Below are 25,724 nucleotides of genomic sequence, written 5' to 3'. Positions count from 1 at the left end.
GCCCTTGCGGGACGCGCGTGGACACCGCAGGTACCAACGGCGCGTCCCGGCCGGGGCCGCCCCCGACCCTGGGGGCCGGCCCGTTCGCGCCGCCGGGGGCGGGCCGCCGACCCCCGCGGGATGCAGGGCTACGCGGTGGGCCGCCGACCGGCCGCCGGAGGAAGGCCGTTGACCAGCTCGACGGGGCAGACGCCGTCCTCCAGAGCGGCCAGAGCGGCACGGACCCGGCGGTAGAGGCCGGGGGAGAGGTACTCCTCGGCCTCCTCGGGCGTCGCCATCCGCCAGGCGGACAGCTCCTCCTCCTGCAGCACGATCGCGCCGAGCGCGGCCTCGTCGAGCACCCCGCCGTCGTACATGTACGAGGTCAGCGGCGGCCGCCCGGACGGCCCCTGCACCCAGTCGACGGTGAGCAGGGCGCCCGGCTCGACGTCCAGCCCGACCTCCTCCAGGGTCTCCCGGCGCGCCGCCTCGCGGGGCGTCTCCCCGTCGGCCGACTCGATGGTGCCGCCGGGCAGCACCCACTTGCCGTCCTCGCGGTAGGTGGTCTCGGCGATCAGGATGCGGCCCCCGGCGTCGCGGAAGAGCGTGCTGGCCCCGGCGAGGACCTTCGGCAGGCTGTCGATGTACGCGGAGAAATCGGTGGTGGTCACGCGCCCCAACCTACGGGGTCGCGGCCCTCGACGGCGGCGGCCACCTGCGCCGGCTCCAGGCTTCCGGGGGCGCGGCGGTCGCGTGCCGCGCGGTTCGCGAGCCGCCGCAGCGTCTCGTTGACCGGCACGGGTATCCCGTGGAGCCGCCCGAGGAGCACGATCTCGCCGTTGAGCCAGTCCGCCTCGACGCTCCCGGTGCCCCGGGTCAGGCTCTGCCAGGACGAGCCGCCGCCCCGGGCGAAGCTGTCGACCGGCCGCAGGCTCACCAGGTCCCCGCGCACCGCCGCCTGCTCCTCGACGCCCGCGTACGGGATGCCGGCGGCGTCGAGCACCGCGGTGCCCTCCGCCTTCGCCCGTTCGAGGAGGCCGGCGGCCGTGTCGTCCCAGCCGCCGCACAGGGCCTCGACGGCGTTGCCGAGGTTCGACAGCAGCTTGGCGTACTTCCAGCGCATCACGTCGGGCACGACCGGGGCCGCGAAGGAGGACTTCTCCAGGTCCGCGGAGACGGCCCGCGCCAGGTCGTCCGTCCCGTGCGGGTAGCGGCCCAGGTGGAGGATCCCCGTCAGCGGCCCGCAGGGGGCGACCACCTCACCGGGCTCCAGGTGGGTCGACGGCAGCCACACGCACATCCCGTAGACGTCGCGGAAACGGCGCAGCGCCATGCGTTCGTTGGCCACGCCGTTCTGGGCGCAGACCAGCGGCAGGCGGTCCGCGACCGGGGCCCAGGCATCGAGCGCGGCCTGTGTGTCCTGCGTCTTCACGGCCAGCACCAGTACGTCGTCCGCCCGGAGTGACAGCTCCTGCGGACCGGCGGCGACCGGGACGGGCAGCTTCAGCGTCCCGTCCGGCGTCCGCAGCGTGAGCCCGCGATCGCGCAGCGCCTCAAGGTGCGCTCCCCGCGCGACCAGGACGACCTCGTGACCGCTCTCGTACAGCCGTCCGCCGATCGTCGCGCCCACCGCGCCCGCTCCCACAACGATGTATCGCACACGCGAGACCCTACGGCACCAGAAGAACCGTGCGGCGGGCCAGTTCGCTGATCGCCGCCCCGTCGAAGCCGAACACGGCGCTGCGCACCCGGTCCTGCAGCGGCTCGGTCCACTGCGGGGGGATCGCGGCCGCGCCGCAGAGCACCCCGGCGACCGAACCCGCCGTCGCGCCGGCGGAGTCGGTGTCCAGGCCGCCGCGTACGGTCAGCGTGATGGTGGCGGTGAAGTCGCCCGCGCCGTAGAGCAGTCCGGCGGTGACGAGCGCGGCGTTGGGGACGGTGTGGATCCAGTGCAGCCCGCGGGTCTCCTCGTCCAGCTCCGCCATCGTGGCGGCCCAGTCGAGCCCCGCCTCGTGCAGCGCCATGGTCCCCCGCACCGTACGGGCCAGCCGGCAGCCCGGCGGGACGTGCTGCAGCGCCGACTCCAGCGCGGCCCGGGCGCCGGGCGCCGTGAACGCGGCCGCGATCAGCGCCGCCGCCCACATCGCGCCGTACACCCCGTTGCCCGTGTGCGACAGCACCGCGTCCCGGCGGGCGAGCGAGGCGGCCCGGCGCGGATCGCCGGGGGAGGTCCAGCCGTGGACGTCGGCGCGGATCAGCGCCCCGATCCACTCCTGGTACGGGTTGTCGGCCGTGGCCGTCAGCGGCGGCCTCAGCCCGTTGGCGAGGTTGCGGTACGCCGCCCGCTCGGCGGTGAAGGTCTGCAGGTAGGGGAGGCGCAGCAGCCACAGTTCGCCGACCTGCTCGGTGGTGAAGTCCGGGCCGTACGTCTCCAGCAGGTCGAGCCCGAGGATCGCGTAGTCGACGTCGTCGTCCCGCGCGCTGCCGTGGATGTTGCCGCGGGTGCACTGCGGCCACTCCGGGCGCAGTGCGAACTCGGCCGGGTCCGGCGGCGGGTCGAGCACCGGGATGTAGTCGGTCAGCGGCAGCGCGCCGGCCATGCTCAGGTAGCGGTCGATGCGCTCGCGGGTCCAGTGGTCGCCGCGCTCGACGGGCTTGCCGAGCATGTTGCCGGCGATCCGGCCGAGCCAGCCGCCGAGGACGCGGTCTTCGAGGGAGAGGGCGGAGAGGGCCATGCCTACGGTGTACCGCCCGGGCACCCCGGGATAGGGTCCAAGCGGCGCGACCTGCCGTAAGGGAGATCAAAGTGACGGACGCACGGCCTGTGCGGGTGCTCATAGCAGCGGACAAGTTCAAGGGTTCGCTCACCGCCGTCGAGGTGGCGGAGCGGCTCGGGGCGGGACTGCGGCGGGCCGCCCCCGGTCTCGTCGTCGAGTCCGTGCCGGTGGCCGACGGCGGGGACGGCACGGTGGACGCCGCCGTCGCCGCGGGGTTCGAACGGCGGCTGGTGGAGGTCACCGGGCCGCTCGGGGAGCCGGTCACCGCCGCGTACGCGCTGCGCGACGGCACCGCCGTGGTGGAGATGGCCGAGGCCTCGGGACTGCGGCACCTGCCGCCGGGAGTCTTCGCGCCGCTGACGGCGACCACCCGCGGCACCGGTGAGCTGCTGAGGGCGGTGCTCGACGCGGGGGCGCGGTCCGTCGTGCTCGGCGTCGGCGGCAGCGCGACCAACGACGGCGGCGCGGGCATGCTCGTCGCGCTCGGCGCCCGTCTGCTGGACGACCGGGGCGAACCGGTCGGTCCGGGCGGTGCGGCGCTCGCCGGGCTGGCCTCGGCGGACCTGTCCGGTCTCGACCCGAAGCTCGCCGCCACCGAGGTCGTCCTCGCCAGCGACGTCGACAACCCGCTGCTCGGCCCCAAGGGCGCCGCCGCCGTCTACGGTCCGCAGAAGGGCGCCACGCAGGAGGACGTCGCGACGCTGGACGCCGCGCTCGCCCGCTACGCCGAGGTGCTGGGGGCCGGTGCGGCCGCCGAGTCCCCGGGCGCGGGCGCGGCCGGCGGGGTCGGGTTCGGGGCGCTGGTGGGCCTGGGCGCCTCCTTCCGGCCCGGCGTCCAGGTGCTCCTGGACATGCTCGGCTTCGCGGAGGCCCTGGAGCGGGCCGACCTGGTCATCACCGGCGAGGGCTCGCTGGACGAGCAGACCCTGCACGGCAAGGCCCCGGCCGGTGTCGCGGCCGCCGCCCGTGCCCGGGACGTGGACGTGGTCGCCGTCTGCGGCCGTCTCACGCTGTCCGGGCCGGCCCTGGGCGCGGCCGGCATCCGGCGGGCGTACGCGCTGACCGACCTCGAGCCCGACCCGGCGCGCTGCATAGCGGAGGCCGGGCCGCTGCTGGAGCGCCTCGCCGGGGACATCGCGCGCGACCTGGCGGCCTGACCGGGGAACGCCAGGGGCCCCGAGCCTTCCCGGCTCGGGGCCCCTGTCACGTACCTCGTACGGCTGTGCGGCCGTACGGCTACGGAAGCTGCGCCGTACGCGCCTCACGGCGGTTGTTGCGGATCGTGTTGACCCGGCGGGTCGTCGCGAAGAGCGGGATCACCGCCGCGGCGCAGATCTGCAGGGCCGCGCCCGTCTGCAGCAGCACGTCACCGCCGGGGACGGCGAACGCCCAGCAGACCAGGCAGCCCATGCTCAGCACGATCCAGGCGAGCGTGATCGTCGCGAGCCGGCCACGCGGCTTCGGGTACTCGACCCGGCTGACCATCAGCCACGCCACACCGACGATGGCCAGCACCGTCGGGATGAAGGGCAGCTCCAGGAGCACGACCGAGATGACCGTCATCGCCCCGAAGGGGCTCGGCATGCCCTGGAAGATCCCCTCCCGCACCGTCGTGCAGGAGAAGCGTGCCAGGCGCAGGACGACCGCGAGCAGCACCACGACCGCCGCCACCGCCGACACCTTGCCGTAGGCGTCGTCCGAGATCAGGCCCCAGACGACCACGAAGTAGGCGGGGGCCAGGCCGAAGCTGATCAGGTCCGACAGGTTGTCCAGTTCCGCGCCCATCGCCGAGCTGCGCAGCTTGCGCGCCACGAGCCCGTCGAAGAGGTCGAAGACCGAGGCCATGAGCATCAGCAGCACGGCGGTGGCGGCGCTGTGCCGCGTCATGCCGCCGTCGGTGTTGCCCATCAGGTGCGGGACCAGCACCCCGGTGGTGGTGAAGTACACCGCCATGAATCCGCAGATCGCGTTGCCGAGGGTGAGGCCGTCCGCTATCGACAGGCGCGTCGACAGAGGCATGTCATCGTCGTCGTCCTCGTCCACCGAGGCGACCCATGGTGCCTGGGTGTCGGGATCAATCACGGTCAAGGCGCGTCACCCCAGCCACGGTGGTCTGGCCGACCTCGACGGCGGGCTCGACGCCCTCCGGGAGGTAGATGTCCACACGGGAGCCGAAGCGGATCAGGCCGATGCGCTCGCCCTGCTCCACCTTGGTGCCCTGCGGCACGTAAGGGACGATGCGGCGCGCCACGGCTCCGGCGATCTGCACCATCTCGATGTCGCCGAGCTCGGTGTCGAAGTGCCAGACGACGCGCTCGTTGTTCTCGCTCTCCTTGTTGAACGCCGGAACGAATCCACCGGGGATGTGCTCCACGGACGTGACCGTGCCGGCGAGCGGCGCGCGGTTCACGTGGACGTTCAGCGGGCTCATGAAGATCGCGACGCGGGTGCGCCCGTCCTTCCACGGCATGATGCTCTGCACCACGCCGTCGGCCGGCGAGATGACGCGGCCCTGGGCGATCTCGCGCTCGGGGTCGCGGAAGAACCACAGCATGCCCGCCGCGAGGGCGGTGGTGGGGACGGCCACGGCCGCCCAGCGCCCGGAGCGGCGGGCGCGGACGAGGCTGACCGCCGCGGTGGCGACGGTCGGGAGGAGCCACGGCGACGCTCCGCGCGCGAGGCGTACGCCGGCCCGGCTGTCGCGTTGTGCAGAGGAATGGCTGTGGGGCATGGAAGACCTTCGTAGCGGAGGGTGCCGCAATGATGGTGCAGGGGACGGCGGCTTTCCGTGAATGGTATCGGGAGTCCCCGGCAACTGGGCAAGCCAGCAGTCGAGTCAGTGGCCGGTATTTGATGACTGGGTGTGACCTTTGGCTCGCACAAAGTGTCACAACCCAGACATTCACCCCTGGATCCGGTACTCCTCGAGCAGCCGGCGGCCGATGATCATTTTCTGGATCTCGGCGGTGCCCTCGCCGATGAGCAGCATCGGTGCCTCGCGGTACAGGCGCTCGATCTCGTACTCCTTGGAGAAGCCGTAGCCGCCGTGGATGCGGAAGGAGTCCTCCACGACCTCCTTGCAGTACTCCGAGGCCAGGTACTTCGCCATGCCGGCCTCGAGGTCGTTGCGCTGGCCGGAATCCTTCTTGCGGGCCGCGTTCACCATCAGCGCGTGGGCCGCCTCGACCTTGGTGGCCATCTCCGAGAGCTTGAACTGGATCGCCTGGTGCTGCGCGATCGGCTTGCCGAAGGTCTGCCGCTGCTGGGCGTACGCGATCCCCAATTCGAAGGCCCGCTGTGCGACACCGCAGCCCCGGGCCGCCACGTTGACCCGGCCGACCTCGACACCGTCCATCATTTGGTAAAAGCCGCGGCCGCTCTGACCGCCCAGGACGCGATTTGACGGAATCTTCACATCCTCGAGGATGAGTTCGGTCGTGTCGACGCCCTTGTAGCCCATCTTCTCGATCTTGCCGGGCACGGTGAGACCCTTCACCTTCGGGTTCGGGCCGAAGCCCGGCTCCTTCTCGATGAGGAAGGTCGTCATGGACTTGTGTGGGGCCGCGCCCTCGGGCTGACCCTCGTCGGTCCGGCACAGCACCGCGACGAGGTTGGACGTGCCGCCGTTGGTCAGCCACATCTTCTGGCCGTTGATGACGTAGTCGTCGCCGTCCCGGACCGCCTTGGTGCGGATCGCCGAGACGTCGGAGCCGAGGCCCGGCTCGGACATCGAGAAGGCGCCGCGCACCTCACCGGTGGCCATGCGGGGCAGGAAGTACTCCTTCTGCTCCTCGGTGCCGTGCTGCTTGAGCATGTAGGCGACGATGAAGTGCGTGTTGATGATGCCCGACACGCTCATCCAGCCGCGGGCGATCTCCTCGACCGTCAGGGCGTAGGTGAGCAGGGACTCGCCGAGGCCGCCGTACTCCTCGGGGATCATCAGCCCGAAGATGCCGAGTTCCTTGAGGCCCTCAACGATGTCGGTGGGGTACTCGTCCTTGTGCTCCAGCTCGTTGGCGACCGGGATGATCTCCTTGTCGACGAAGCTGCGGACGGTGGAGAGGATCTCCTGCTGGATGTCGGTCAGCCCGTCGGTCTGCGCGAGGCGGCTCATGTCTGCGGTCTCCTAGGCGTTCAGCTCGGGGCGGCCGGGCTGCTCGCCGCCGCGCTCCTTGATGTAGGTGGCGGTGGGGACCATCACCTTGCGGCGGAAGACGCACACCAGGGTGCCGTCCTGCTTGTACCCCTTGGTCTCCACGTGGACGATCCCGCGGTCGTCCTTCGACTTCGACGGCCATTTGTCCAGCACGGTCGTCTCGCCGTAGATGGTGTCGCCGTGGAAGGTCGGCGCCACGTGCTTGAGCGACTCGACCTCCAGGTTGGCGATCGCCTTGCCGGAGACGTCCGGCACCGACATGCCGAGCAGCAGGGAGTAGACGTAGTTCCCCACGACCACGTTCTTCCCGAAGTCGGTGGTCTTCTCGGCGTAGTTCGCGTCCATGTGGAGCGGGTGGTGATTCATGGTCAGGAGGCAGAAGAGGTGGTCGTCGTACTCGGTGACCGTCTTCCCGGGCCAGTGCTTGTAGACGGCGCCGACCTCGAACTCTTCATACGTACGGCCGAACTGCATCTCTCCTACGCCTCCGGGGTGTCGAACGTGTTCGTACGGGTGTTCGTCGCGGGGGTCACGCGGCGACCTCCAGCGGGTCCAGCTTGTTGGCCCTGCGGATCTCGTCCACGATCCTGCCGATGATCTCGGTGATCCCGAAGTCCTTCGGCGTGAACACGGCCGCGACACCGGACTCGACCAGCTTGGCCGCGTCCGCCGGCGGGATGATGCCGCCCGCGATGACCGGCACGTCGTCCACGCCGGCCCTGCGGAGCCGGTCCAGCACGTCCGGCACCAGCTCGGCGTGCGACCCGGAGAGGATCGACAGGCCCACGCAGTGGACGTCCTCGGCGACCGCGGCCGAGACGATCTGCTCGGGCGTCAGCCGGATGCCCTGGTAGACCACCTCGAAGCCGGCGTCGCGCGCCCGTACGGCGATCTGCTCGGCGCCGTTGGAGTGACCGTCCAGGCCCGGCTTGCCCACCAGCAGCCGCAGCTTGCCGGTGCCCAGCTCCCCGGCCGTCCGCGCCACCTTGCGGCGTACCTCGGCCATCGGCGTGCCCGGCTCGGCGGTGACCGCGACGGGGGCGCCGCTCACGCCCGTCGGGGCGCGGAACTCGCCGAAGACGTCGCGCAGCGCCCAGGACCACTCGCCCGTGGTGACGCCCGCCCGGGCGCACTCCAAGGTGGCCTCCATGAGGTTGCCGGTGCCGGCCGCCGCGGCCTTGAGGGCCTCCAGCGACCGCTGTGCCCGTACCTCGTCCCGGTTGTCGCGCCACTCGTGGAGGGCGGCGACGACCCGCGCCTCGTTCTCCGGGTCGACGGTCATGATGGCGCCGTCCAGATCCGAGGTGAGGGGGCTGGGCTCGGTGCCCTCGTAGCAGTTGACGCCGATGATCTTCTCCTCGCCGGACTCGATCCGCGCCCGGCGCTCGGCGTGCGAGGAGACCAGCTGCGACTTCAGGTAGCCGGACTCCACGGCTGCCATGGCGCCGCCCATCTCCTGGATGTGCCCGATCTCGGCCAGCGACCGCTCGACCAGCTCGGCCACCTTCGCCTCGACGACGTGGCTGCCGTCGAAGATGTCGCCGTACTCCAGCAGGTCGCTCTCGTGGGCCAGCACCTGCTGGATGCGCAGGGACCACTGCTGGTCCCAGGGGCGCGGCAGGCCCAGCGCCTCGTTCCAGGCCGGCAGCTGCACGGCTCGGGCCCGGGCGTCCTTGGAGAGCGTCACGGCCAGCATCTCCAGCACGATGCGCTGGACGTTGTTCTCCGGCTGCGCCTCCGTCAGGCCGAGCGAGTTGACCTGCACCCCGTAGCGGAAGCGGCGCTGCCTGGGGTCCTCGATGCCGTAGCGCTCGCGGGTGACCTTGTCCCAGATGCGGGTGAAGGCCCGCATCTTGCACATCTCCTCGACGAAGCGGACGCCCGCGTTGACGAAGAAGGAGATCCGCGCGACGACGTCGCCCATCCGCTCCTGCGGCACCTGGCCGGAGTCGCGGACCGCGTCGAGGACGGCGATCGCGGTGGACATCGCGTACGCGATCTCCTGCACCGGCGTGGCCCCGGCCTCCTGCAGGTGGTAGCTGCAGATGTTGATCGGGTTCCACTTGGGGAGGTGGTTGACCGTGTACGCGATCATGTCCGTCGTCAGCCGGAGCGACGGGCCGGGCGGGAAGACGTACGTCCCGCGCGACAGGTACTCCTTGACGATGTCGTTCTGCGTCGTCCCCTGGAGCCTGGTGACGTCGGCGCCCTGCTCCTCGGCGACCACCTGGTAGAGCGCGAGCAGCCACATGGCGCTGGCGTTGATGGTCATCGAGGTGTTCATCTCCTCCAGAGGGATGTCCTGGAAGAGCCGGCGCATGTCGCCGAGGTGGGCGACCGGGACCCCGACCCGGCCCACCTCGCCGCGGGCCAGGATGTGGTCGGGGTCGTACCCGGTCTGCGTCGGGAGGTCGAACGCGACCGACAGGCCGGTCTGGCCCTTGGCGAGGTTGCGGCGGTACAGGGCGTTGGACGCCTCGGCGGTGGAGTGCCCCGCGTACGTCCGCATCAGCCACGGACGATCCTTCTGACGCTCGTTCATGGTCCCTCCCGGTCTCAGACGTTCCGGAAGCGGTTGATGGCGTCGATGTGCCTGGCCCGCAACTCCGCGTCGCGGACGCCGAGGCCCTCCTCGGGGGCGAGCGCCAGCACGCCGACCTTGCCCTGGTGCACGTTGCGGTGCACGTCGTGGGCGGCCTGGCCGGTGTCCTCCAGGCGGTACGTCTTCGACAGCGTGGGGTGGATTTTGCCCTTGGCGATGAGGCGGTTGGCCTCCCACGCCTCGCGGTAGTTCGCGAAGTGGGAGCCGACGATGCGCTTGAGCGACATCCACAGGTAGCGGTTGTCGTACTCGTGGTTGTAGCCCGAGGTCGAGGCGCAGGTGACGATCGTGCCGCCCTTGCGGGTGACGTAGACCGAGGCGCCGAAGGTCTCGCGGCCCGGGTGCTCGAAGACGATGTCGACGTCCTCGCCGTCGGTCAGCTCGCGGATGCGCTTGCCGAGGCGCTTCCACTCCTTCGGGTCCTGGGTGTGCTCGTCCTTCCAGAACCGGTAGTTCTCGGCGGTGCGGTCGATGATGGCCTCGGCGCCCATGCGGCGGCAGATCTCCGCCTTCTGCGGCGAGGAGACCACGCAGATCGGGTTGGCGCCGCCGGCCAGCGCGAACTGGGTGGCGTAGCTGCCGAGGCCGCCGCTGGCGCCCCAGATCAGGACGTTGTCGCCCTGCTTCATGCCGGCGCCGTTGCGGGAGACCAGCTGGCGGTAGGCCGTGGAGTTCACCAGCCCCGGGGCCGCGGCCTCCTCCCAGCTGAGGTGCCTGGGCTTGGGCATCAGCTGGTTCGACTTGACCAGCGCTATCTCGGCGAGGCCGCCGAAGTTGGTCTCGAAGCCCCAGATGCGCTGCTCGGGGTCGAGCATCGTGTCGTTGTGGCCGTCCGCGGACTCCAGTTCGACGGACAGGCAGTGCGCGACGACCTCGTCGCCCGGCTTCCAGAGGTTCACGCCGGGCCCGGTGCGCAGCACGACGCCCGCCAGGTCGGAGCCGATCACGTGGTACGGCAGGTCGTGCCGCTTGGTCAGTGGGGAGAGCCTGCCGTACCGCTCGAGGAAGCCGAACGTCGACACGGGCTCGAAGATCGAGGTCCACACCGAGTTGTAGTTGACCGAACTGGCCATGACGGCCACCAGGGCCTCGCCCGGGCCGAGCTCGGGCACGGGCACCTCGTCCAGGTGCAGCGACTTGCGCGGGTCCTTCGCGCGGCTGTCCACGCCCTCGAACATGCCGGCCTCGTCCTTGTGGACGGTGATGGCGCGGTACGACTCGGGCAGCGGCAGGGCGGCGAAGTCCGCGGCCGTGCTTTCGGACGCCATGATTGCGTCGAGGATGTCCTTCACGGTGATGCCTCCGGCGAAGCGCGACGTAGGGACGCTTGAGGGAACGTCGGGGGTTTGCTGGGGGTGGTGCCGTCGGTTCGGCGGTGGTTCCGGCTGTCCGTGGCGGTCGCACGGATGGAGCGGAGCGCGTGGTGGCGCGGTGAATGCCTGTGACGCAGGCGCCCGGGCCTTGGGGGACAGACGGCGTGCGACGGATCCCGGCACGCCGCCCGCCCGGACAGCTCTCACGTTATGGCACCGCGTGCCACCCTGCAAGACACTGGGTGCCAACAATTATTCTCAGATGGCACCACGGCTACACGTTTGAGCAACACAGGCAGGCGCCCCCGGCACGAAGGCCTGGGGGCGCCGGTGGGAAGGCGGAGGTGCAGGAGGGCGCCGGGGGCGCGAACGGGCGGCTACGCGCCCTTCAGGGCTTTTTCGATCGTCCGCATGACCTCGGCCGGAGAGGCGTCCGTGCGGGCCACGGCGATGACGACCTCGCCCTGCTGGGAGGCGAGCACCGGGGCGGGGGAGGGGCGCCGGCCGATGCCGGTGCCGAAGGTCTGCTTGATCACCTCGAAGGCGTGGTCGAGCTGCGACTCGACGTCCCCCTTGCCGCCCGCGCGGAGCCAGCGGCGCAGCACATGGTTGTGGGCGGCGACGACGGCGGACGCGGCGACCTCCGCCAGCAGCGGGTCGTCGTCCCCGTCGTGGTGGGCGCCCTCGTCGAAGTGGCCCAGCAGATAGCGGGTGAACAGCCGCTCGTAGCGGGCCACCGAGGCGATCTCGCGCTCCCGCAGGATCGGGATCTCGCGGGTCAGGCGGTAACGCTCCACCGAGACCTCGGGAGCCTCGGCGTACATGCGCAGCACCTCGGTGATGCCGCGGCACACCGTGTCGAGCGGGTGCTCGTGCGGTTCGGCGGAGTCCAGCACCTGCCCCACGCGCACCAGGGTGTCGTCGTGGTCGGGGAAGATCGCCTCTTCCTTGGAGCGGAAGTGCCGGAAGAACGTCCTGCGCGCGACCCCGGCGGCCGCCGCGATCTCGTCGACCGTGGTCGCCTCGTACCCCTGGGTCGCGAAGAGATGCATCGCCGCGGCGGCCAGTTCCTGGCGGACACGATGGCGCTGGGCGGTGCTGGAGGACGCGCGGGCGGGCTTCACGGGCTGGGGCATACCGCGAACGTACTGCATTCCCGCTGAGGCGTGGACCGAGCCCGGTGTGCGGAGGCGGTGGGGCGGTCCCAGGAGACCGCCCCAGCCGCCAGGATCGTCCCGGCCGTCCCAGGCGCCCGTGTGATCAGCGGCGGGCATACTCGCGGAAGCCGCGGCCCGTCTTGCGGCCGAGGCAGCCCGCGGACACCAGGTGCTCGAGCAGCGGCGCCGGCGCCAGGCCCGGGTCGCGGAACTCCTTGTGCAGCACCTGCTCGATCGCGAGCGAGACGTCCAGCCCGACGACGTCGAGCAGTTCGAAGGGCCCCATGGGGTAGCCGCCGCCGAGCTTCATCGCCGAGTCGATGTCCTCGACCGTCGCGTAGTGCTCCTGGACCATCTTCACGGCGTTGTTGAGGTACGGGAACAGCAGCGCGTTGACGATGAAGCCGGCCCGGTCGCCGCAGTCCACGGGGTGCTTCCTGATCCGTCCGCAGACCTCCTGGACCGTGGCGCGCACGTCCTCGGCGGTCAGCACGGTGCGCACCACCTCGACCAGCTTCATGGCGGGCGCCGGGTTGAAGAAGTGCATGCCGACGACGTCCCGCGGGCGCGTGGTGGCCGTCGCGACGGCCACCACGGGCAGCGAGGACGTGGTCGTGGCCAGCACCGCGCCCGGCTTGCAGACCTTGTCCAGGGTCGCGAAGAGCTGCTGCTTGACGGGCAGGTCCTCGGCGACCGCCTCGACGGCCAGGTCCACGTCGGCGAAGGCGTCCAGCGAGCCGGCCGCGGTCACCCGCGCCACGGCGGCGTCACGCTGCTCCTGGCTGAGCCGGCCCTTGGCGACGGACCGGTCCAGGGACCTGGCCAGCGCCGCGACCGCCTTGTCGGCCTTCTCCTGGCCGCGTGCGGCCAGCACCACCTCGTACCCGGCCTTGGCGAAGACCTCAGCGATGCCGGTGGCCATCGTGCCCGAGCCGGCGACGCCCACGCTGCGCACGGGACGCCCGCCGCCAGCACCGGCGGCATCGGCCGGCGTCTCGGCGTCCGCGACGACCGTCGCGCTGCCGGGGGCCTCGTAGGTGTAGAAGCCTCGCCCGGCCTTGCGGCCCTTGAGACCGGCGGCGGTGAGCTGCTTCAGGACGGGCGCGGGGGCGTGCAGCCGGTCGCGCGAGGCCTCGTACATCGCCTCGAGGACGGTCTGCGCCGTGTCGATGCCGATCAGGTCCAGCAGCGCGAGCGGGCCCATGGGCAGGCCGCAGCCCAGCCGCATGGCCGCGTCGATGTCCTCGCGGGTGGCGTACCGGGCCTCGTACATGGCCGCGGCCTGGTTGAGATAGCCGAAGAGCAGTCCGTCGGCGATGAAGCCCGGGCGGTCGCCGACCGCCACCGGCTCCTTGCCGAACGAGCGGACCAGGTCGGTCACGGCGCCGGTGGTCTCGGGGGAGGTCAGCACGGTGGAGACCACCTCGACCAGCTTCATGACCGGGGCGGGGGCGAAGAAGTGCAGGCCGAGGACGCGGTCCGGGCGCGAGGTGTGCGAGGCCAGCCCGGTCACCGACAGCGCGTTGGTGCCGGTCGCGAGGACGGCGCCGGGCTTCACGATGGCGTCGAGGGCCGTGAGGACCTCGCGCTTGATCTCGAAGTTCTCGGTGACGACCTCGATCACCAGGTCGGCGTCGGCCGCCGCCTGAAGGTCGGGGAAGGTGCGGAACCGGGCCAGGATGTCGCCGCGCTCGGACTCGGTGATCCGCTCGCGCTGCACGGCGCGGGCGGTGGAGGCCTCCAGGGCGGCGACGGCGCGCTGTGCGGCCGCGTCGTCGATCTCGATGCCGATGACTTCGTGGCCGGCCCGGGCGACGACCTCGGCGATGCCGGTGCCCATGGTGCCGAGACCGATGATGGCGACGGTGGGGAAGGGACGTGGACGGTCCATCGCGGAACTCCGAATGCTGAGGGTCCGCGCCGTGCGTCTCTGCTGCGCAGGCGCGGGGGCGGGAGAGTCGAGGAGCCGCGGGCTGCGTACGCGTGTGTGTGCGTACCCGCGTGAGATCCGGCGAGCCCTGTCCCGGGGCTGCGCCACGATGGTGCCGAACCGACAACGGCTGCACACGGCGGCTGCGTCACCAGGCCGCTGCGTGCGTTGGTTAGAGGGTAACCGGTGAGTAACCTCGGCGCCAGACCTCCGCCCATGTGATTTGCACCGCCTACAGATGAGCGCGCCATTAGGGTGAGCGCAGGGGGAGAGGGGGCACCGTGGAACGGGTACAGGGGGGCGCCGGTCACGCGGCGCGGCGCGCGGCCCAGCTGTACGGGGCCGTGCGGGCGGGGGAGACGGACGTCGCGCGGCTGCGCGGGCGCGGGGAGCCGCGCCGCGTACTGGGTCTGCTGGAGTTCGCCGGCCAGGGCCGGCGCGAGGAACGCGGCGCCTATCTGCGGCGGCTGGCGGCCTCCCCGGACGCCGCCGCCATGGTGCGGCCCTGGCTGGGGCCCGCGGAGCGCGGGCACCTCGACGTCGCGGGCGGGTGGGCCCCCGCCGTCCCGCCGCTGCTGGTCAAGCTTCCCCGCGGCACGGAAGACGAGCGCCGCTACGCCTTGGAGGCATTGGCGGTCAAGCGCCCCATGGAGGCGACGGGACCACTTTTCGGCCTGCTCGCCGCACTCGCTCCTGACGAGCCCTCCTGGTACCCGGAGCTGATCGAGGACACCGTCAGTCGGATCGTCATCGGTGGTCAGCCGACCTCGTGGCGCCGTACGCCCCGGACCGACCCCGTACTGCCCGGCGCCTGCGTGCCCATGCTGCTGCGCCAGGCCTGCCAGGCGGTGCCCCGTGTCAGGCGGCTGGCCCTGACTCTGCTCGGCTGCGGCCATGACCCGGCGCATCTCGGCCTGTTCACCGCAGCGGCCGGCGACCCGGACCGGGGGGTGGCCTCGGCGGCGCTCGTCGCGCTGGGGCGACTGGACGATTCCACGGCCCGGGACCACCTCGCCGCCGTGCTGACCGAGCCCTCACGCTCCCTGGACGAGCGGGAGATCGCCGCCGTGATGCTCGGCCGGGCCGGCGACCGGAGGGCGTTCGAGACGCTGGTCCTGCTCCTCAACCATCGCGACGGCATCCGCAACGCCTCGGCGGCCGAAGCCCTCGCCCGGCTCGGCGACCCGCGGACCGCGCGGGCCGCCGCCACGCTCGCCACGAACCGGCTGCGGATCGCCTACGCCCTGGCCGCCGTGCGCCTGCTGGGGCGTATGCGGGCGCCGGAGTCGCTGCCCGCGCTGACGTCCACCCTGACCTGGCTGCTGGACGAGGACCGCACGGCCCAGCAGGCCGCCGCCGGGTGCGTCGAGGAACTGGGACGGCTCGGCGACGCGCGCGCCGTACCCGTCCTGACCCGGGCGGCCGGGGATCCCCGCCTGCGTGCCGCGGCCGTGGACTCCCTCGGCCGGATCGGGGGTCCCGACGTGCTCGGGGTGCTGCTGGGGGTCGCCTCCGACGAGGACGGGGACGTACGTGCCGCCGCGGCGCGCGGGTTGGCCCGCTACGAGGACGAGCCCCGCGCGACGGCCGCCCTCGCGGGATTGTGCGCGCTGCCGTACCCCCGGCGGATCGTGCGGGCCCTGGTGCGGTCGGGCGACCCGGCGGCCGCACCGGTGCTGGCCGCGGTGCGGGACGGGGCGCCGAGTGCCGCGACGCGCCGTCTCGCGGGGCGCTTCAGGCCGGATCCGTCGCGTACCGCAGCTCCTTGAGCGGGACGCCGTCGTACATCTCGATCTGGTCGGTGCCGTCGGGCGCGAACCCGGCCCGCTCGTAGAAGCGCAGTGCCTGAGCGTTGTCCGCGAGCACCCACAGGCGCAGGCTCCGGAAGCCGCGTTCGCCGGCGCGGGCCCGTACGGCGGCCATGAGCGCGCGCCCGGTTCCCCGGCCGATCCGGTCGGGGCGTACGTAGATCGCGTACAGCTCACCGGCCTCGGCGTCGTCCGGCTCGCCGCGGTAGGGGCCGAGCGCCGCCCAGCCCGTCACCTCGGCGCCGTCCGTGGCGACCAGGTTGTCCACCCGCTTGCCGCCCGCGTCGAACCACTCCTTGCGGCGCTCCGCGTCCGCCCCGGCGTCCATCGCGTCGAGGTACGACTGCGGCACGATCCCCGCGTAGGCCGTCTGCCATCCCCGTACGCGGACCGCCGCCACGGCGTCGATGTCGTCGCGGGTCATCACTCTCACATCCGTCATGGCCGCGACGTTAAGGGGGGTGGAGCCCGGCGGGCACCCGCTTTTACCGGGCTCAGATCAGGGTCAGCTGGGTCGGCTGGGCCGGATCCGGCGCGGCGGGCGGACCGGGGGCCTCCTCCTCGGGTGCGGCGATCCGGCGCGCGGCCCCGGAGCGGCTGGGCCCGATCCCGAACTCGGCCGCGAATTCGTGCACTTGGCGGGTGATGCGCCGCTGGTACCAGGTGGGCGCGTAGGCGCCGCCCGCGTAGAGCGCCTTGTAGCGGGAGATCAGCCGGGGGTGGTGCACGGAGAGCCAGGCCATGAACCACTCCCTCGCCCCGGGGCGCAGATGCAGCACCAGCGGGGTGACGGACGTGGCGCCCGTCCCGGCGATCGCGCGGACCGTCTCGCGCAACTGCTCCGGGGAGTCGCTGAGGTACGGCAGCACGGGTGCCATCAGGACGCCCGAGGGTATGCCGTGCTCATTGAGCGTGCGGCAGACCTCCAGCCGCTTCGCGGGAGACGGCGTACCCGGCTCCACCGTGCGCCACAGGTCCCGGTCGACGAAGCCGACGGAGACCGCGGTCGACACGTCGGTGACCTCGGAGGCCTGCACCAGGAGGTCCAGGTCGCGCAGGATCAGTGACCCCTTGGTGAGGATCGAGAAGGGGTTGGCGTGGTCGCGCAGCGCGGCCAGGATGCCCGGCATGAGCCGGTAGCGGCCCTCCGCGCGCTGGTAGCAGTCGACGTTGGTGCCCATGGCGATGTGCTCGCCGTGCCAGCGGGGCGAGGCGAGCTCACGGCGGAGCAGCTCGGGTGCGTTGACCTTCACGACGATCTGGGAGTCGAAGTCCAGGCCGCTGTCGAGGTCCAGGTAGGCGTGCGTCTTGCGCGCGAAGCAGTACACACAGGCGTGGCTGCAGCCGCGGTAGGGGTTGATCGTCCACTCGAACGGCATCCGGGACGCGCCCGGTACGCGGTTGACGATCGTGCGGGCGCGCACCTCGTGGAAGGTGATCCCGCGGAACTCGGGGGTGTCGAACGTACGGGTCACGGCGTCCACGCCGAAGAGCGCGGGTGTGGTCGCCGCCGTGTCGCGGCTCAGGTTGTCCCACCTCATGCCGCCTCCTTCGTTGCTCTCCTCCCGAGAATAGAACATCTGAGCGAATAGCGTCGAGGGGGATCCGGGGGATTCCTGGGGCCACTGTGCGTGACCGCGTACGACGCGGGCCCCGGGCGCCGCCGACGGCGGCGCCCGGGGCCCTGCCGGACCGTCCGCCGTCACTGCGGCCGGAGGCCCAGGACGAGGTCGCGCGGCAGGCCGTGGGTGTCGTGGAGGTAGTGGAAGTCCTCCTCGTCCAGCGGACCCCGGAACCGGGGGCGGGCCAGCACCTGACGGCCGCGCTCCAGGAGCCGCCGGAACCGGCGCTCCTCCTCCAGCAGCACCCGGCGTGGCTCGTCCGGGTCCAGGGTCTGGCGGAAGTGGTCCAGGGTGTGCCGGACCAGCTCCTGCGGCAGGTCCCCGAGGCCGCGGGAGGGATCGTCCCGCCACAGGGTGGTGAGGACCCGCCGCACCAGCCGCCGCAGCACGTAGCCGCGGCCGGTGTTGGCCGGGCGCACCCCGTCCCCGATCACCACCACGGCCGAGCGCAGGTGGTCGCTGACCAGGCGCAGCGACGGTTCGTCCAGCGGCCACAGGGGCGGTACGAGGCGCCGCCAGGGGGCGAGGACGTCGCACTCGAAGACCGACGTCCGGCCCTGCAGCAGCGAGGCCAGCCGCTCCAGGCCGAGGCCGGTGTCGACGTTGCGCTGAGGGAGCGGCACGAGCGAGCCGTCCCCGAGCCGGCGGTGGCGCATCATGACGTGGTTCCAGACCTCCACCCATCGGTCGTCGCCCGTGGGCGTGGAGCGCGGCGGGGTGTCCCCGGTCCACAGGAAGATCTCCGAGTCGGGGCCGCACGGACCGGTGGGCCCGTTGGACCACCAGTTGTCCTCGACCGTGAGCTCCACCGGGACCCCGTGCTTCTCCCACAGCTCCAGGGAGGCGGTGTCGGGACCCGTGCGGTCGTCGCCGCCGAACACCGTGGCGTGCAGCCGCCCGGGGTCGACGCCGAAGCCCTCGGTGAGCAGCCCGTAGCCCCAGTCCAGGCTCTGCGGGCCCTCGTAGTCGCCGAGCGACCAGGTGCCGAGCATCTCGAAGACCGTCAGATGGGTGGGGTCGCCGACCTCCTCCAGGTCCGTGGTGCGCAGACAGCGCTGCACATTGACCAGCCGGCTGCCGAGCGGGTGCGGGCGCCCCTCCAGGTGGGGGGTGAGCGGATGCATGCCCGAGGTCGTGAACAGCACGGGGTCGCCGGGCGGCGGCAGCAGGGTCGATCCGGTGATCCGGTGGTGGCCGCGGTCCTCGTAGTACTCGACGAACGTGCGGACGATCTCTTCGGTGTCCATGGGGGGTGGCTCCTTCGCGTGGAGGGCGGGGAGGCACCGGGCAATCGGTCCGCACGATCACCGGGATCGGGGCGGGAGCCACGAAACCACCGGCGGGCCGTTCCCGGTCGCCGGTGGTGAGGAAGGGAGGTACGTCAGGCGGCGGCAACCGGCGAGCTGGTCGCTCGCGCGGTCGCGGTGCTGCTGTGGCCGGTGACGTTCATACGGCAGACGATAACGCGCCGCGAGCCGACGGGCACGTGATTTCCGGCCGGGCAGTGGGTCATCGGGACGGGCATCGGGAGGGGCATCGGCAGGGGCATTGGGAGGGCGGCCCGATTTCGCGGGCAAGCGGCCGTGGTGATTGGCTTGTCGGCGACGGCACACGGATCGACGGAGGACGGCGATGGCACAGGTCGAGGCCACCACGCAGCGCGAGATCGCGGCGAGCCCGGAGAGCGTCTTCGCGGCGCTCGCCGACTACACGGGCACCCGGCAGAGGCTGCTTCCCGAGCAGTTCAGCGAGTACGAGGTGCGTGAGGGCGGCAGCGGCGCGGGCACTCTCGTGCACTGGAGGCTGCAGGCCACGGAGAAGCGGGTCCGGGACTGCCTCCTCGCGGTGACCGAGCCGACCCCGGGGCAACTGGTCGAGAGCGACCGCAACTCCACCATGGTCACCACCTGGACGGTCACCCCGGCCGGCGAGGGCCGCGCCAAGGCGGTCGTCACCAGCACCTGGACGGGCGCCGGCGGCATCGGCGGCTTCTTCGAGCGCACGTTCGCGCCCAAGGGCCTGAACCGCATCCACGACGCGGTGCTCGCGCGGCTCGCCGCGGAGACGGAGAAGTAGCAGGCGGCACAAGGGAGGCGGCCGGAGCCGGGTGACGTCCGGCCGCCTCCCTTGATGCGCCGGTCCTCCCTTGACGTGCCGGACGTGCCGGTCATGCCGGCCGTGCTGTACGCGTCCTGCGTGCGCGCCGTCGCCCGGTGGGCGCACGCCGGTGGGCACGTCACTTGAAAGGGTGGATCTGCCGCACTCCGGCGCATCCCCGGCGCCCCGGATCGTTGTCGCAGGGCAGGCGCGACGAGGGGAGCGGTAGGCAGATGGGCGGCACCACCGGGACGACCCTGTCCGAGGAGACCGGCACCCTCACGGACACGACCGGCGCCGGCACGGGCTCCGAGGGCCGACCCGCAGCCGTCCCGCCGGAACAGGGCGCGCCTGTCGGCGGACTGAGCCCGCGCAGGGTGCGACTGGTCTTCCTCGGGCTGATGCTGACCCTGCTGCTGGCCGCCCTCGACCAGATGATCGTGGCGACCGCCCTCCCCAAGATCGTCGGCGAGCTGCACGGCCTGGACAAGATGTCCTGGGCCGTGACCGCCTACCTGCTCGCCTCCACCGTCGGGCTGCCGATCTACGGGAAGCTCGGCGACCTCTTCGGGCGCAAGAGCGTCTTCCAGTTCGCCATCGTGGTGTTCGTCATCGGATCCGCCCTCGCAGGCTGGTCGCGCTCCATGGACGAGCTGATCGCCTTCCGCGCCATCCAGGGCGTCGGCGGCGGCGGGTTGATGATCGGTGTCCAGGCGATCATCGCCGACATCGTCCCGCCCCGGGAACGCGGCCGCTACATGGGCCTGATCGGCGCCTCGTTCGGCCTGGCCTCCGTGGCCGGGCCGCTGCTGGGCGGCTTCTTCACCGACCACGCCTCGTGGCGCTGGTGCTTCTACATCAACGTGCCCTTCGGTCTGCTGACCCTGGCCGTCATCGCCGTCGTGCTGAAACTGCCGCGGCCGGCCGTACGCCCGCGGCTGGACGTGCTGGGCGCGCTGCTGCTGACGGCCGGCTCCACCTGCGTGGTGCTGCTGACCAGTTGGGGAGGGACGACCTACGCCTGGCGTTCTGACGTGATCACCGGGCTGGGCGCGGCAACGCTCGTGTGCGCCGTGCTGTTCGTGGTGGTGGAACGGTTCGCCGTCGAACCGCTCATCCCGCTGCGGCTCTTCCGCGACGGCGTCTTCACCGTCTCCGCCCTCATCGGCGCCGTCGTCGGCGTCGGCCTCTTCGGTGCCGCCAGCTACCTCCCCACCTTCCTGCAGATGGTGAACGGCGTCAGCGCGACCGAGTCCGGGCTGCTGATGCTGCCCATGATGCTGGGCGTCGTCCTGGCCTCCGTGGTCTCCGGCCACATGATCAGCCGTACCGGGCGCTACCGGGTGTTCCCGCTGGCGGGCGGGGCGCTCTCGGTGGCCGGCATGTGGCTGCTGTCGCTGCTGGAGAGGGACACCCCGCGCGTCGAGTACAGCGTCTACATGGGCGTGCTGGGGCTGGGCATCGGCCTCGTGATGCCGGTGCTGATCCTCGCCGTGCAGAACTCCGTGCGGCCCGCCGACCTCGGCACCGCGACCAGCGCCAACAACTACTTCCGGCAGATCGGCGGCTCGGTCGGGGCGGCCGTCTTCGGCACCCTGTTCGCCAACCGGCTCGCGGACGGGCTCGCCGACCGGCTGCCGGGCGGCGTCGACCTGCCCGACCCCCAGTCCATCACCCCGCACATGGTGCACGCGATGCCGGCGCCGCTGCGCGACGCCTATGTGCAGGCGTACGCGGAGGCCATGCCGCGCATCTTCCTCTACCTGGTGCCGGTGCTCGGCCTCGGCTTCCTGCTCGCCTTCCTGCTCAAGGAGAAACCCCTGGTGACCCAGCACGTCCCCACCGCCCGCAAGGCCGAGACCGTCGGCGTCCCGGTGTGCGGCACCGTCCAGCACGCCGACGGCAGCACCGTGGGCCGGGCGGCGCTCACCCTGATCGATGTGACCGGCCGTCAGATCGGGCGCGGCGCCACGGGCGAGGACGGACGCTACGCGCTGAGCACCCCGGGCAGTGGCAGCTACGTCCTGATCGCCGCCGCCGGAGGTCATCAGCCGCAGGCCGTCAGCGTGACCGTCGGGGAACGCCCGGTCGAGCTCGACGTGGTGCTCGGCGGCGCGGGGCGGCTCGCGGGCACCGTGCGCACCGCCGACGGCACGCCCGTACGGGAGGCCACCGTCACCCTCACCGACTCCCGTGGCGACGTGGTGGCCACCACCCGCACGGGGAGGGACGGCGACTACGTCCTGAGCGACCTCGTCGCGGGGGAGTACACGCTCGCCGCCAACGCCCCCGCATACCGGCCCGCGGCGCTGCCCGTGTCCGTGCACGCGGCAAGGGAGACCCGGCAGGACGTGGAGCTCGCCGGCGGTGCGCTGCTGCGCGGCACCGTGCGCGGCCCGGGCGGCAGCGCGGTGGAGGACGCCCGGGTCACCCTGCTGGACGCCGCGGGCAACGTCCTGGACACGGTGACGACCGGCCCGGACGGCGTCTTCCGCTTCGTCGACCTGGCCGCGGGCGAGTACACCGTCGTGGCCTCGGGGTACCCGCCGGTGGCCACCGTGCTGCGGCTCAGCGGCGGCGAGCGCACCGAGCGCGACGTCCACCTCGGCCACGAGGACTGACCGGCCGCCGACAATCCCTGACGGTCCCTCAGGGTCGGGGCGTGCGCCCGCGCATGCCCCGGCGCGTTCACGGCTCTGAGCGGGCGCGCACCGGATTCGCCCAATGCGCTACGCGGCACCCGGTGTCGGTCGTACCGTGGATGCGGAGCCGCAGATCTTGCGCCGGGGGCCGACCACCTCCGGTCTCCGTCGGGATCCGGGCGCCGCAGGGGAAGGAGCCGGACGCGTCATGCAACGTCGCACTCCGCCGGGGGAGGGGAGCCGCGCCGCGCTGCCGGAGCAGCGGACCGCACTCTCCGGACGCATCCCTCTCGCCGTGGTCGTCGTCGACGGCGACGGGCTCGTCTCGCACTGGAGCACGGGTGCCCGCAAGCTCTTCGGGCGCGCCCGGGAGGAGGCCGTGGGCCGTCCTGCCGTCGACCTGCTGCCGGTCTCCGGCGCGCTCGGCGAGGAGCCCGGGCAGGACGGCCCCGAGGCGCCGGCCGGAGCCGACCTCGACGTCACGCTCAGCGGCGCGATCCCCTACCCGACCGCCGGACGCGCCCGGCTCAACCAGGGGCCCGCCCCCGACCCCGGAGGCCTCCCGGCGGACGTCCTGTGGTGGGCCTACCCGCTGGTCGGCCCGGGTCCCGAGCGCCTGCTCGTACTGGCCGCCGACGCGGCCCTGGTGCACGGCGAGGACGACGCCCCGCCCGGGGAGTCCGAGCGGATCGCGCCCGGCTTCGCCCTGCACACCGAGTTCCCCGGCGCCGACGGGCTCGCCAAGCGGCTCCCCGAGATCCTGCCCAGCATGAGTGTCGCCGAGAGCGGGCGCATCGTCTCCCAGGTGCTGGAACTCGGCTACCCGGTCCTGGAGATCAGCCGGCACGACCGGGTGCCCGTCACCCCCGACTGGGGCGTGCCCCGGCGGGAGGAGCGCAGCGCCCTCAGGCGGCGCGCCGCCCGTGAGGCCGGCGTGGAGCCGCGCGGTACCGCGTCGGAGGAGCTCGAACCCGATTTGGAGTACGCCGCCGTCCGCGAGCGCCTGGAGTTCCTCAACGAGGTCAGCGGGCGCATCGGCACCTCCCTGGACCTGACCCGCACGATCCGGGAGGTGTGCGCCGCCGTCGTCCCGCGCTTCACCGACGTCGCGGGCACCTACCTGCGCGAACAGGTGCTCGCGGGCGAGGGCTTCCCCGACGGCCCGCCCGACGTCACCACCATGTGGTACCGGGCCGCCCTGGAGCACACCGACGAGCCCGGCCGCTGGGACGACGTCGTACCGGTCGGCGAGTCCATGCCGTTTCCCGAGCACACCCCGTTCTTCCAGTGCATGACGAGCGGTCAGCCGGTGCTGGTGCCCAGGATCACCGAACCCATGGGTGAGGCGATCGCCTCGCAGTTCGAGAAGCGCGACATCCGGCCGCTGATCACCGGGCGGTCGATGCTGGTCGTGCCGCTGAAGGCGCGCAACGTCGTGCTCGGCTTCATGATCCTGCTGCGGCACGGGGAGCGCCCGCCGTTCAACGACATGGACCGTGTCACGGGCGCGGAACTGGCCGCCCGCGCAGGGCTCGTCCTGGACAACGCGCGCATGTACACGTACCAGGAGAACGTCGCCGACACGCTGCAGGACAGCATGCTGCCGCAGATCACCCCGCGGATGCCGGGGTGCGACGTGGCGACCCGCTACCTGCCCGGCACCCGGCTCGGCCGCGTCGGCGGTGACTGGTTCGACACCATCAAGCTGCCCGGCTCCCGGCTCGCCCTGGTCGTGGGCGACGTCATGGGCCACGGCCTCAACGCGGCCGCCATGATGGGCCAGTTGCGCACCGCCGTGCAGACCATGGCGGCGCTGGACATGCCGCCGGCCCAACTGCTGCGCAATCTCGACGACCTGGCGCAGCGCCTCGGCGAGCACTACCTCGCCACCTGCCTGTACGCCGTGTACGACCCGATCCGGTCCGAGCTGCACATCGCCAACGCGGGCCACATCCCGCCCGTGCTGGTGCGGGCGGAGGACGGCCGCAGCGAGCTGCTCGACGTGCCCACGGGCGCGCCGATCGGCATCGGAGGGGTGCCCTTCGAGACGGTCAGGGTCGCCGTCGGCCCCGGCGACCGGCTCGTGCTGTGCACGGACGGGCTGGTCGAGGTGCGCGGGCAGGACATCGGAGCCGGTCTCGCCGCGCTGTGCGAGAGCGCCGCGCACCCCGCCGCCTCCATGGACGACGCCTGCGACACGATCATCCGCGCGCTCAACCCGCCGGGCGGCCGCAAGGACGACGTGGCCCTGCTGATGGCCCGGCTCAACGGCATCCCCCGTGAGGACGTCGTCAGCTGGCAGCTCGCCCTCGACCCCCGCGAGGTGGGCAGGGCCCGCATCCTGACCCGGGGCGCCCTGGAGCGCTGGGGGCTGGACGAGGCAGCGGAGGCGGCCGAGCTGATGGTGGGAGAGGTGGTCACCAACGCCGTCCGGCACGCGCACTCGCGGCACGTCGAGCTGCGCCTGGTCCGCACCGACGCGCTGCTGTGCGAGGTCTCCGACGACGACCACGCCGTGCCCGTCCTGGTGGGGGCCGGGCCCGAGGACGAGTCGGGGCGGGGACTGCGGATCGTGAGCCGGCTGGCCCGTGAGTGGGGCGCCAGCCGTACGGCGCAGGGCAAGACGGTCTGGTTCGAGCAGGCGCTGCCGTGGCGGCGGACCGCGGGACGCTGCGGTGTCCCGGCGGGTGCTCGAACGTAGCGAACAAGCTGCTGTCACGACTTCTCCCGCACGCTTGCCCGCGCCGGTCGACGCCTGTAGCACAGAGCTGACGGGGGCTTCGGCCGCGCGGCCGGACCGGTCCGCGGCGACGGACACGTGGACCTGGGGAGATCGCATGGACGTCACCGGCACGAATCTGCAGGCGTGGGAGGGCTTCTGGCGCGACGCCCCCGGAGGGCCGGGGTCGGTGCTCTGGGACGCGGGGGCGGAGGTCACCGCGGCGGCCCACCTCTCCTTCTTCGAGGCCCACTTCGACCCGTCGCTGCCGGTCGTGGACCTCGGCTGCGGCAACGGCACCCAGACCCGCTTCCTGGCCAAGCGGTACGGCCGGGCCGTCGGGGTGGACCTCGCGGCGGCCGCGATCGGCCACGCGCGGCATCAGGACCCGGGCGGTGTCGCCGAGTACCGGCAGCTCGACGCGGCCGACCCCGAGGCGGTCCGGCGGCTGGCCGAGGAGCTGGGCGAGGTGAACGTGTACATGCGTGGAGTGCTCCACCAGTGCCGTCCCGAGGAACGCGCACCGCTGGTCGAGGGCATCGCCGTGCTGACCGGCGGGCGCGGCCGGGTGTTCGCGGACGAACTCGCGGCGTCCGCGAAGGACGCGCTGATGGGGCTCGCGCAGCGGCCGGACGGGCCGCCCGCCAAGCTCGCGGCGATCTTCGCGCACGGGATCGCGCCGGCCGAGATGCCCGACGCGGCCGTCCCGGAGCTCTTCCGCGCGGCGGGGATGGAGGTGCTCGCACGCGGTGAGGTCGCGCTCGTGACGACGGAGCGGCGGGCGGACGGTTCGTGGTTCGAGGTGCCGACGAACTGGCTGGTGGCAGGGGGTGCCGGCTGACCGCCACCGGTCTGGGCCACTGAAGTTTTCCACAGGCGGGGCGGGGGCCTGGTGCGGGGCGGTGACTTTGCGTAACGTTCC

20 protein-coding genes are annotated in these 25,724 nt (G+C 72.5%); 6 read left to right on the top strand and 14 right to left on the bottom strand.

Annotated features, from left to right (window positions below; translation table 11 throughout):
- Nucleotides 1-128: 128 nt before the first annotated feature.
- From CHF15_RS07165 to CHF15_RS07155, 3 genes are read right to left on the bottom strand one after another with little or no spacing between them, the layout of a single operon-like run.
- Nucleotides 129-650 carry an NUDIX domain-containing protein gene (locus CHF15_RS07165; protein ID WP_089222790.1) on the bottom strand — a complete coding sequence of 174 codons (522 nt, stop codon included), beginning with the start codon at nt 648-650 and terminating at the stop codon, nt 129-131.
- A complete protein-coding gene (locus tag CHF15_RS07160; protein ID WP_089222789.1) occupies nt 647-1,639 on the bottom strand; it encodes a ketopantoate reductase family protein in 993 nt (330 codons plus the stop codon). The genes CHF15_RS07165 and CHF15_RS07160 overlap by 4 nt, the downstream gene beginning before the upstream one ends.
- 10 nt (nt 1,640-1,649) lie before the next feature.
- Entirely contained in the window at nt 1,650-2,714 is a 1,065-nt protein-coding gene (locus tag CHF15_RS07155; protein WP_089222788.1) for an ADP-ribosylglycohydrolase family protein, read from the bottom strand.
- Nucleotides 2,715-2,809: 95 nt separating this feature from the next.
- Here CHF15_RS07155 and CHF15_RS07150 point away from each other — a divergent pair, with 95 nt between their 5' ends.
- On the top strand, nt 2,810-3,913 hold the full coding sequence (locus tag CHF15_RS07150; RefSeq protein ID WP_089223110.1) for a glycerate kinase: 1,104 nt from the start codon (nt 2,810-2,812) through the stop codon (nt 3,911-3,913).
- Between the two features lie 79 nt (nt 3,914-3,992).
- Here CHF15_RS07150 and pssA read toward each other — a convergent pair whose 3' ends face one another.
- The 8 genes from pssA to CHF15_RS07110 form a co-directional block, all read right to left on the bottom strand.
- A complete protein-coding gene (pssA, locus tag CHF15_RS07145) occupies nt 3,993-4,844 on the bottom strand; it encodes a CDP-diacylglycerol--serine O-phosphatidyltransferase (protein ID WP_089222787.1) in 852 nt (283 codons plus the stop codon).
- Entirely contained in the window at nt 4,831-5,487 is a 657-nt protein-coding gene (locus CHF15_RS07140; RefSeq protein WP_018561003.1) for a phosphatidylserine decarboxylase, read from the bottom strand. The genes pssA and CHF15_RS07140 overlap by 14 nt, the downstream gene beginning before the upstream one ends.
- A gap of 171 nt (nt 5,488-5,658) precedes the next feature.
- Entirely contained in the window at nt 5,659-6,870 is a 1,212-nt protein-coding gene (locus CHF15_RS07135; RefSeq protein ID WP_089222786.1) for an acyl-CoA dehydrogenase family protein, read from the bottom strand.
- Between the two features lie 12 nt (nt 6,871-6,882).
- Complete coding sequence (locus tag CHF15_RS07130; protein WP_089222785.1) at nt 6,883-7,386, bottom strand: MaoC family dehydratase; 504 nt, start codon at nt 7,384-7,386, stop codon at nt 6,883-6,885.
- 55 nt (nt 7,387-7,441) lie between these two features.
- Nucleotides 7,442-9,454: a protein meaA gene (locus CHF15_RS07125; RefSeq protein WP_089222784.1), complete on the bottom strand. Its 2,013-nt coding sequence runs from the start codon at nt 9,452-9,454 to the stop codon at nt 7,442-7,444.
- Between the two features lie 14 nt (nt 9,455-9,468).
- Nucleotides 9,469-10,806 carry a crotonyl-CoA carboxylase/reductase gene (ccrA, locus tag CHF15_RS07120; protein ID WP_089222783.1) on the bottom strand — a complete coding sequence of 446 codons (1,338 nt, stop codon included), beginning with the start codon at nt 10,804-10,806 and terminating at the stop codon, nt 9,469-9,471.
- Nucleotides 10,807-11,204: 398 nt separating this feature from the next.
- Complete coding sequence (locus tag CHF15_RS07115) at nt 11,205-11,981, bottom strand: TetR/AcrR family transcriptional regulator (RefSeq protein WP_179279689.1); 777 nt, start codon at nt 11,979-11,981, stop codon at nt 11,205-11,207.
- A 106-nt stretch (nt 11,982-12,087) separates the two neighbouring features.
- Nucleotides 12,088-13,875 (bottom strand): 3-hydroxyacyl-CoA dehydrogenase family protein, encoded by a 1,788-nt coding sequence (locus tag CHF15_RS07110; protein ID WP_089222781.1) that lies wholly within the window; start codon nt 13,873-13,875, stop codon nt 12,088-12,090.
- Between the two features lie 320 nt (nt 13,876-14,195).
- Here CHF15_RS07110 and CHF15_RS45630 point away from each other — a divergent pair, with 320 nt between their 5' ends.
- Entirely contained in the window at nt 14,196-15,683 is a 1,488-nt protein-coding gene (locus CHF15_RS45630; RefSeq protein WP_410169624.1) for a HEAT repeat domain-containing protein, read from the top strand.
- Here the strand turns inward: CHF15_RS45630 and CHF15_RS07100 are convergent.
- From CHF15_RS07100 to CHF15_RS07090, 3 genes are all read right to left on the bottom strand, one after another.
- Nucleotides 15,649-16,164, bottom strand: coding sequence for a GNAT family N-acetyltransferase (locus CHF15_RS07100; RefSeq protein WP_245938710.1), 516 nt, complete (start codon nt 16,162-16,164; stop codon nt 15,649-15,651). The two genes, CHF15_RS45630 and CHF15_RS07100, sit on opposite strands and share 35 nt — an antisense overlap.
- 52 nt (nt 16,165-16,216) lie before the next feature.
- Nucleotides 16,217-17,263 (bottom strand): Rv2578c family radical SAM protein, encoded by a 1,047-nt coding sequence (locus tag CHF15_RS07095; protein WP_089222779.1) that lies wholly within the window; start codon nt 17,261-17,263, stop codon nt 16,217-16,219.
- Between the two features lie 161 nt (nt 17,264-17,424).
- Nucleotides 17,425-18,591: an alanine--tRNA ligase-related protein gene (locus tag CHF15_RS07090; protein WP_089222778.1), complete on the bottom strand. Its 1,167-nt coding sequence runs from the start codon at nt 18,589-18,591 to the stop codon at nt 17,425-17,427.
- A gap of 385 nt (nt 18,592-18,976) precedes the next feature.
- Here CHF15_RS07090 and CHF15_RS07085 point away from each other — a divergent pair, with 385 nt between their 5' ends.
- The 4 genes from CHF15_RS07085 (at nt 18,977) to CHF15_RS07070 (ending at nt 25,643) form a co-directional block, all read left to right on the top strand.
- Nucleotides 18,977-19,420 carry an SRPBCC family protein gene (locus CHF15_RS07085; protein WP_089222777.1) on the top strand — a complete coding sequence of 148 codons (444 nt, stop codon included), beginning with the start codon at nt 18,977-18,979 and terminating at the stop codon, nt 19,418-19,420.
- A 254-nt stretch (nt 19,421-19,674) separates the two neighbouring features.
- Entirely contained in the window at nt 19,675-22,062 is a 2,388-nt protein-coding gene (locus CHF15_RS07080) for an MFS transporter (RefSeq protein ID WP_179279688.1), read from the top strand.
- Nucleotides 22,063-22,291: 229 nt separating this feature from the next.
- Complete coding sequence (locus tag CHF15_RS07075) at nt 22,292-24,784, top strand: ATP-binding SpoIIE family protein phosphatase (protein WP_089222776.1); 2,493 nt, start codon at nt 22,292-22,294, stop codon at nt 24,782-24,784.
- Nucleotides 24,785-24,920: 136 nt separating this feature from the next.
- Entirely contained in the window at nt 24,921-25,643 is a 723-nt protein-coding gene (locus tag CHF15_RS07070; protein ID WP_089222775.1) for a class I SAM-dependent methyltransferase, read from the top strand.
- The last annotated feature ends 81 nt before the right edge of the window (nt 25,644-25,724 follow it).

The sequence above is a fragment of the Actinacidiphila glaucinigra genome (genome assembly GCF_900188405.1).
GTDB classification, from domain to species: Bacteria; Actinomycetota; Actinomycetes; order Streptomycetales; family Streptomycetaceae; genus Actinacidiphila; species Actinacidiphila glaucinigra.
Note: the sequence above shows the minus strand (reverse complement) of the source record. Positions and strands in the feature narration are given on the sequence as shown.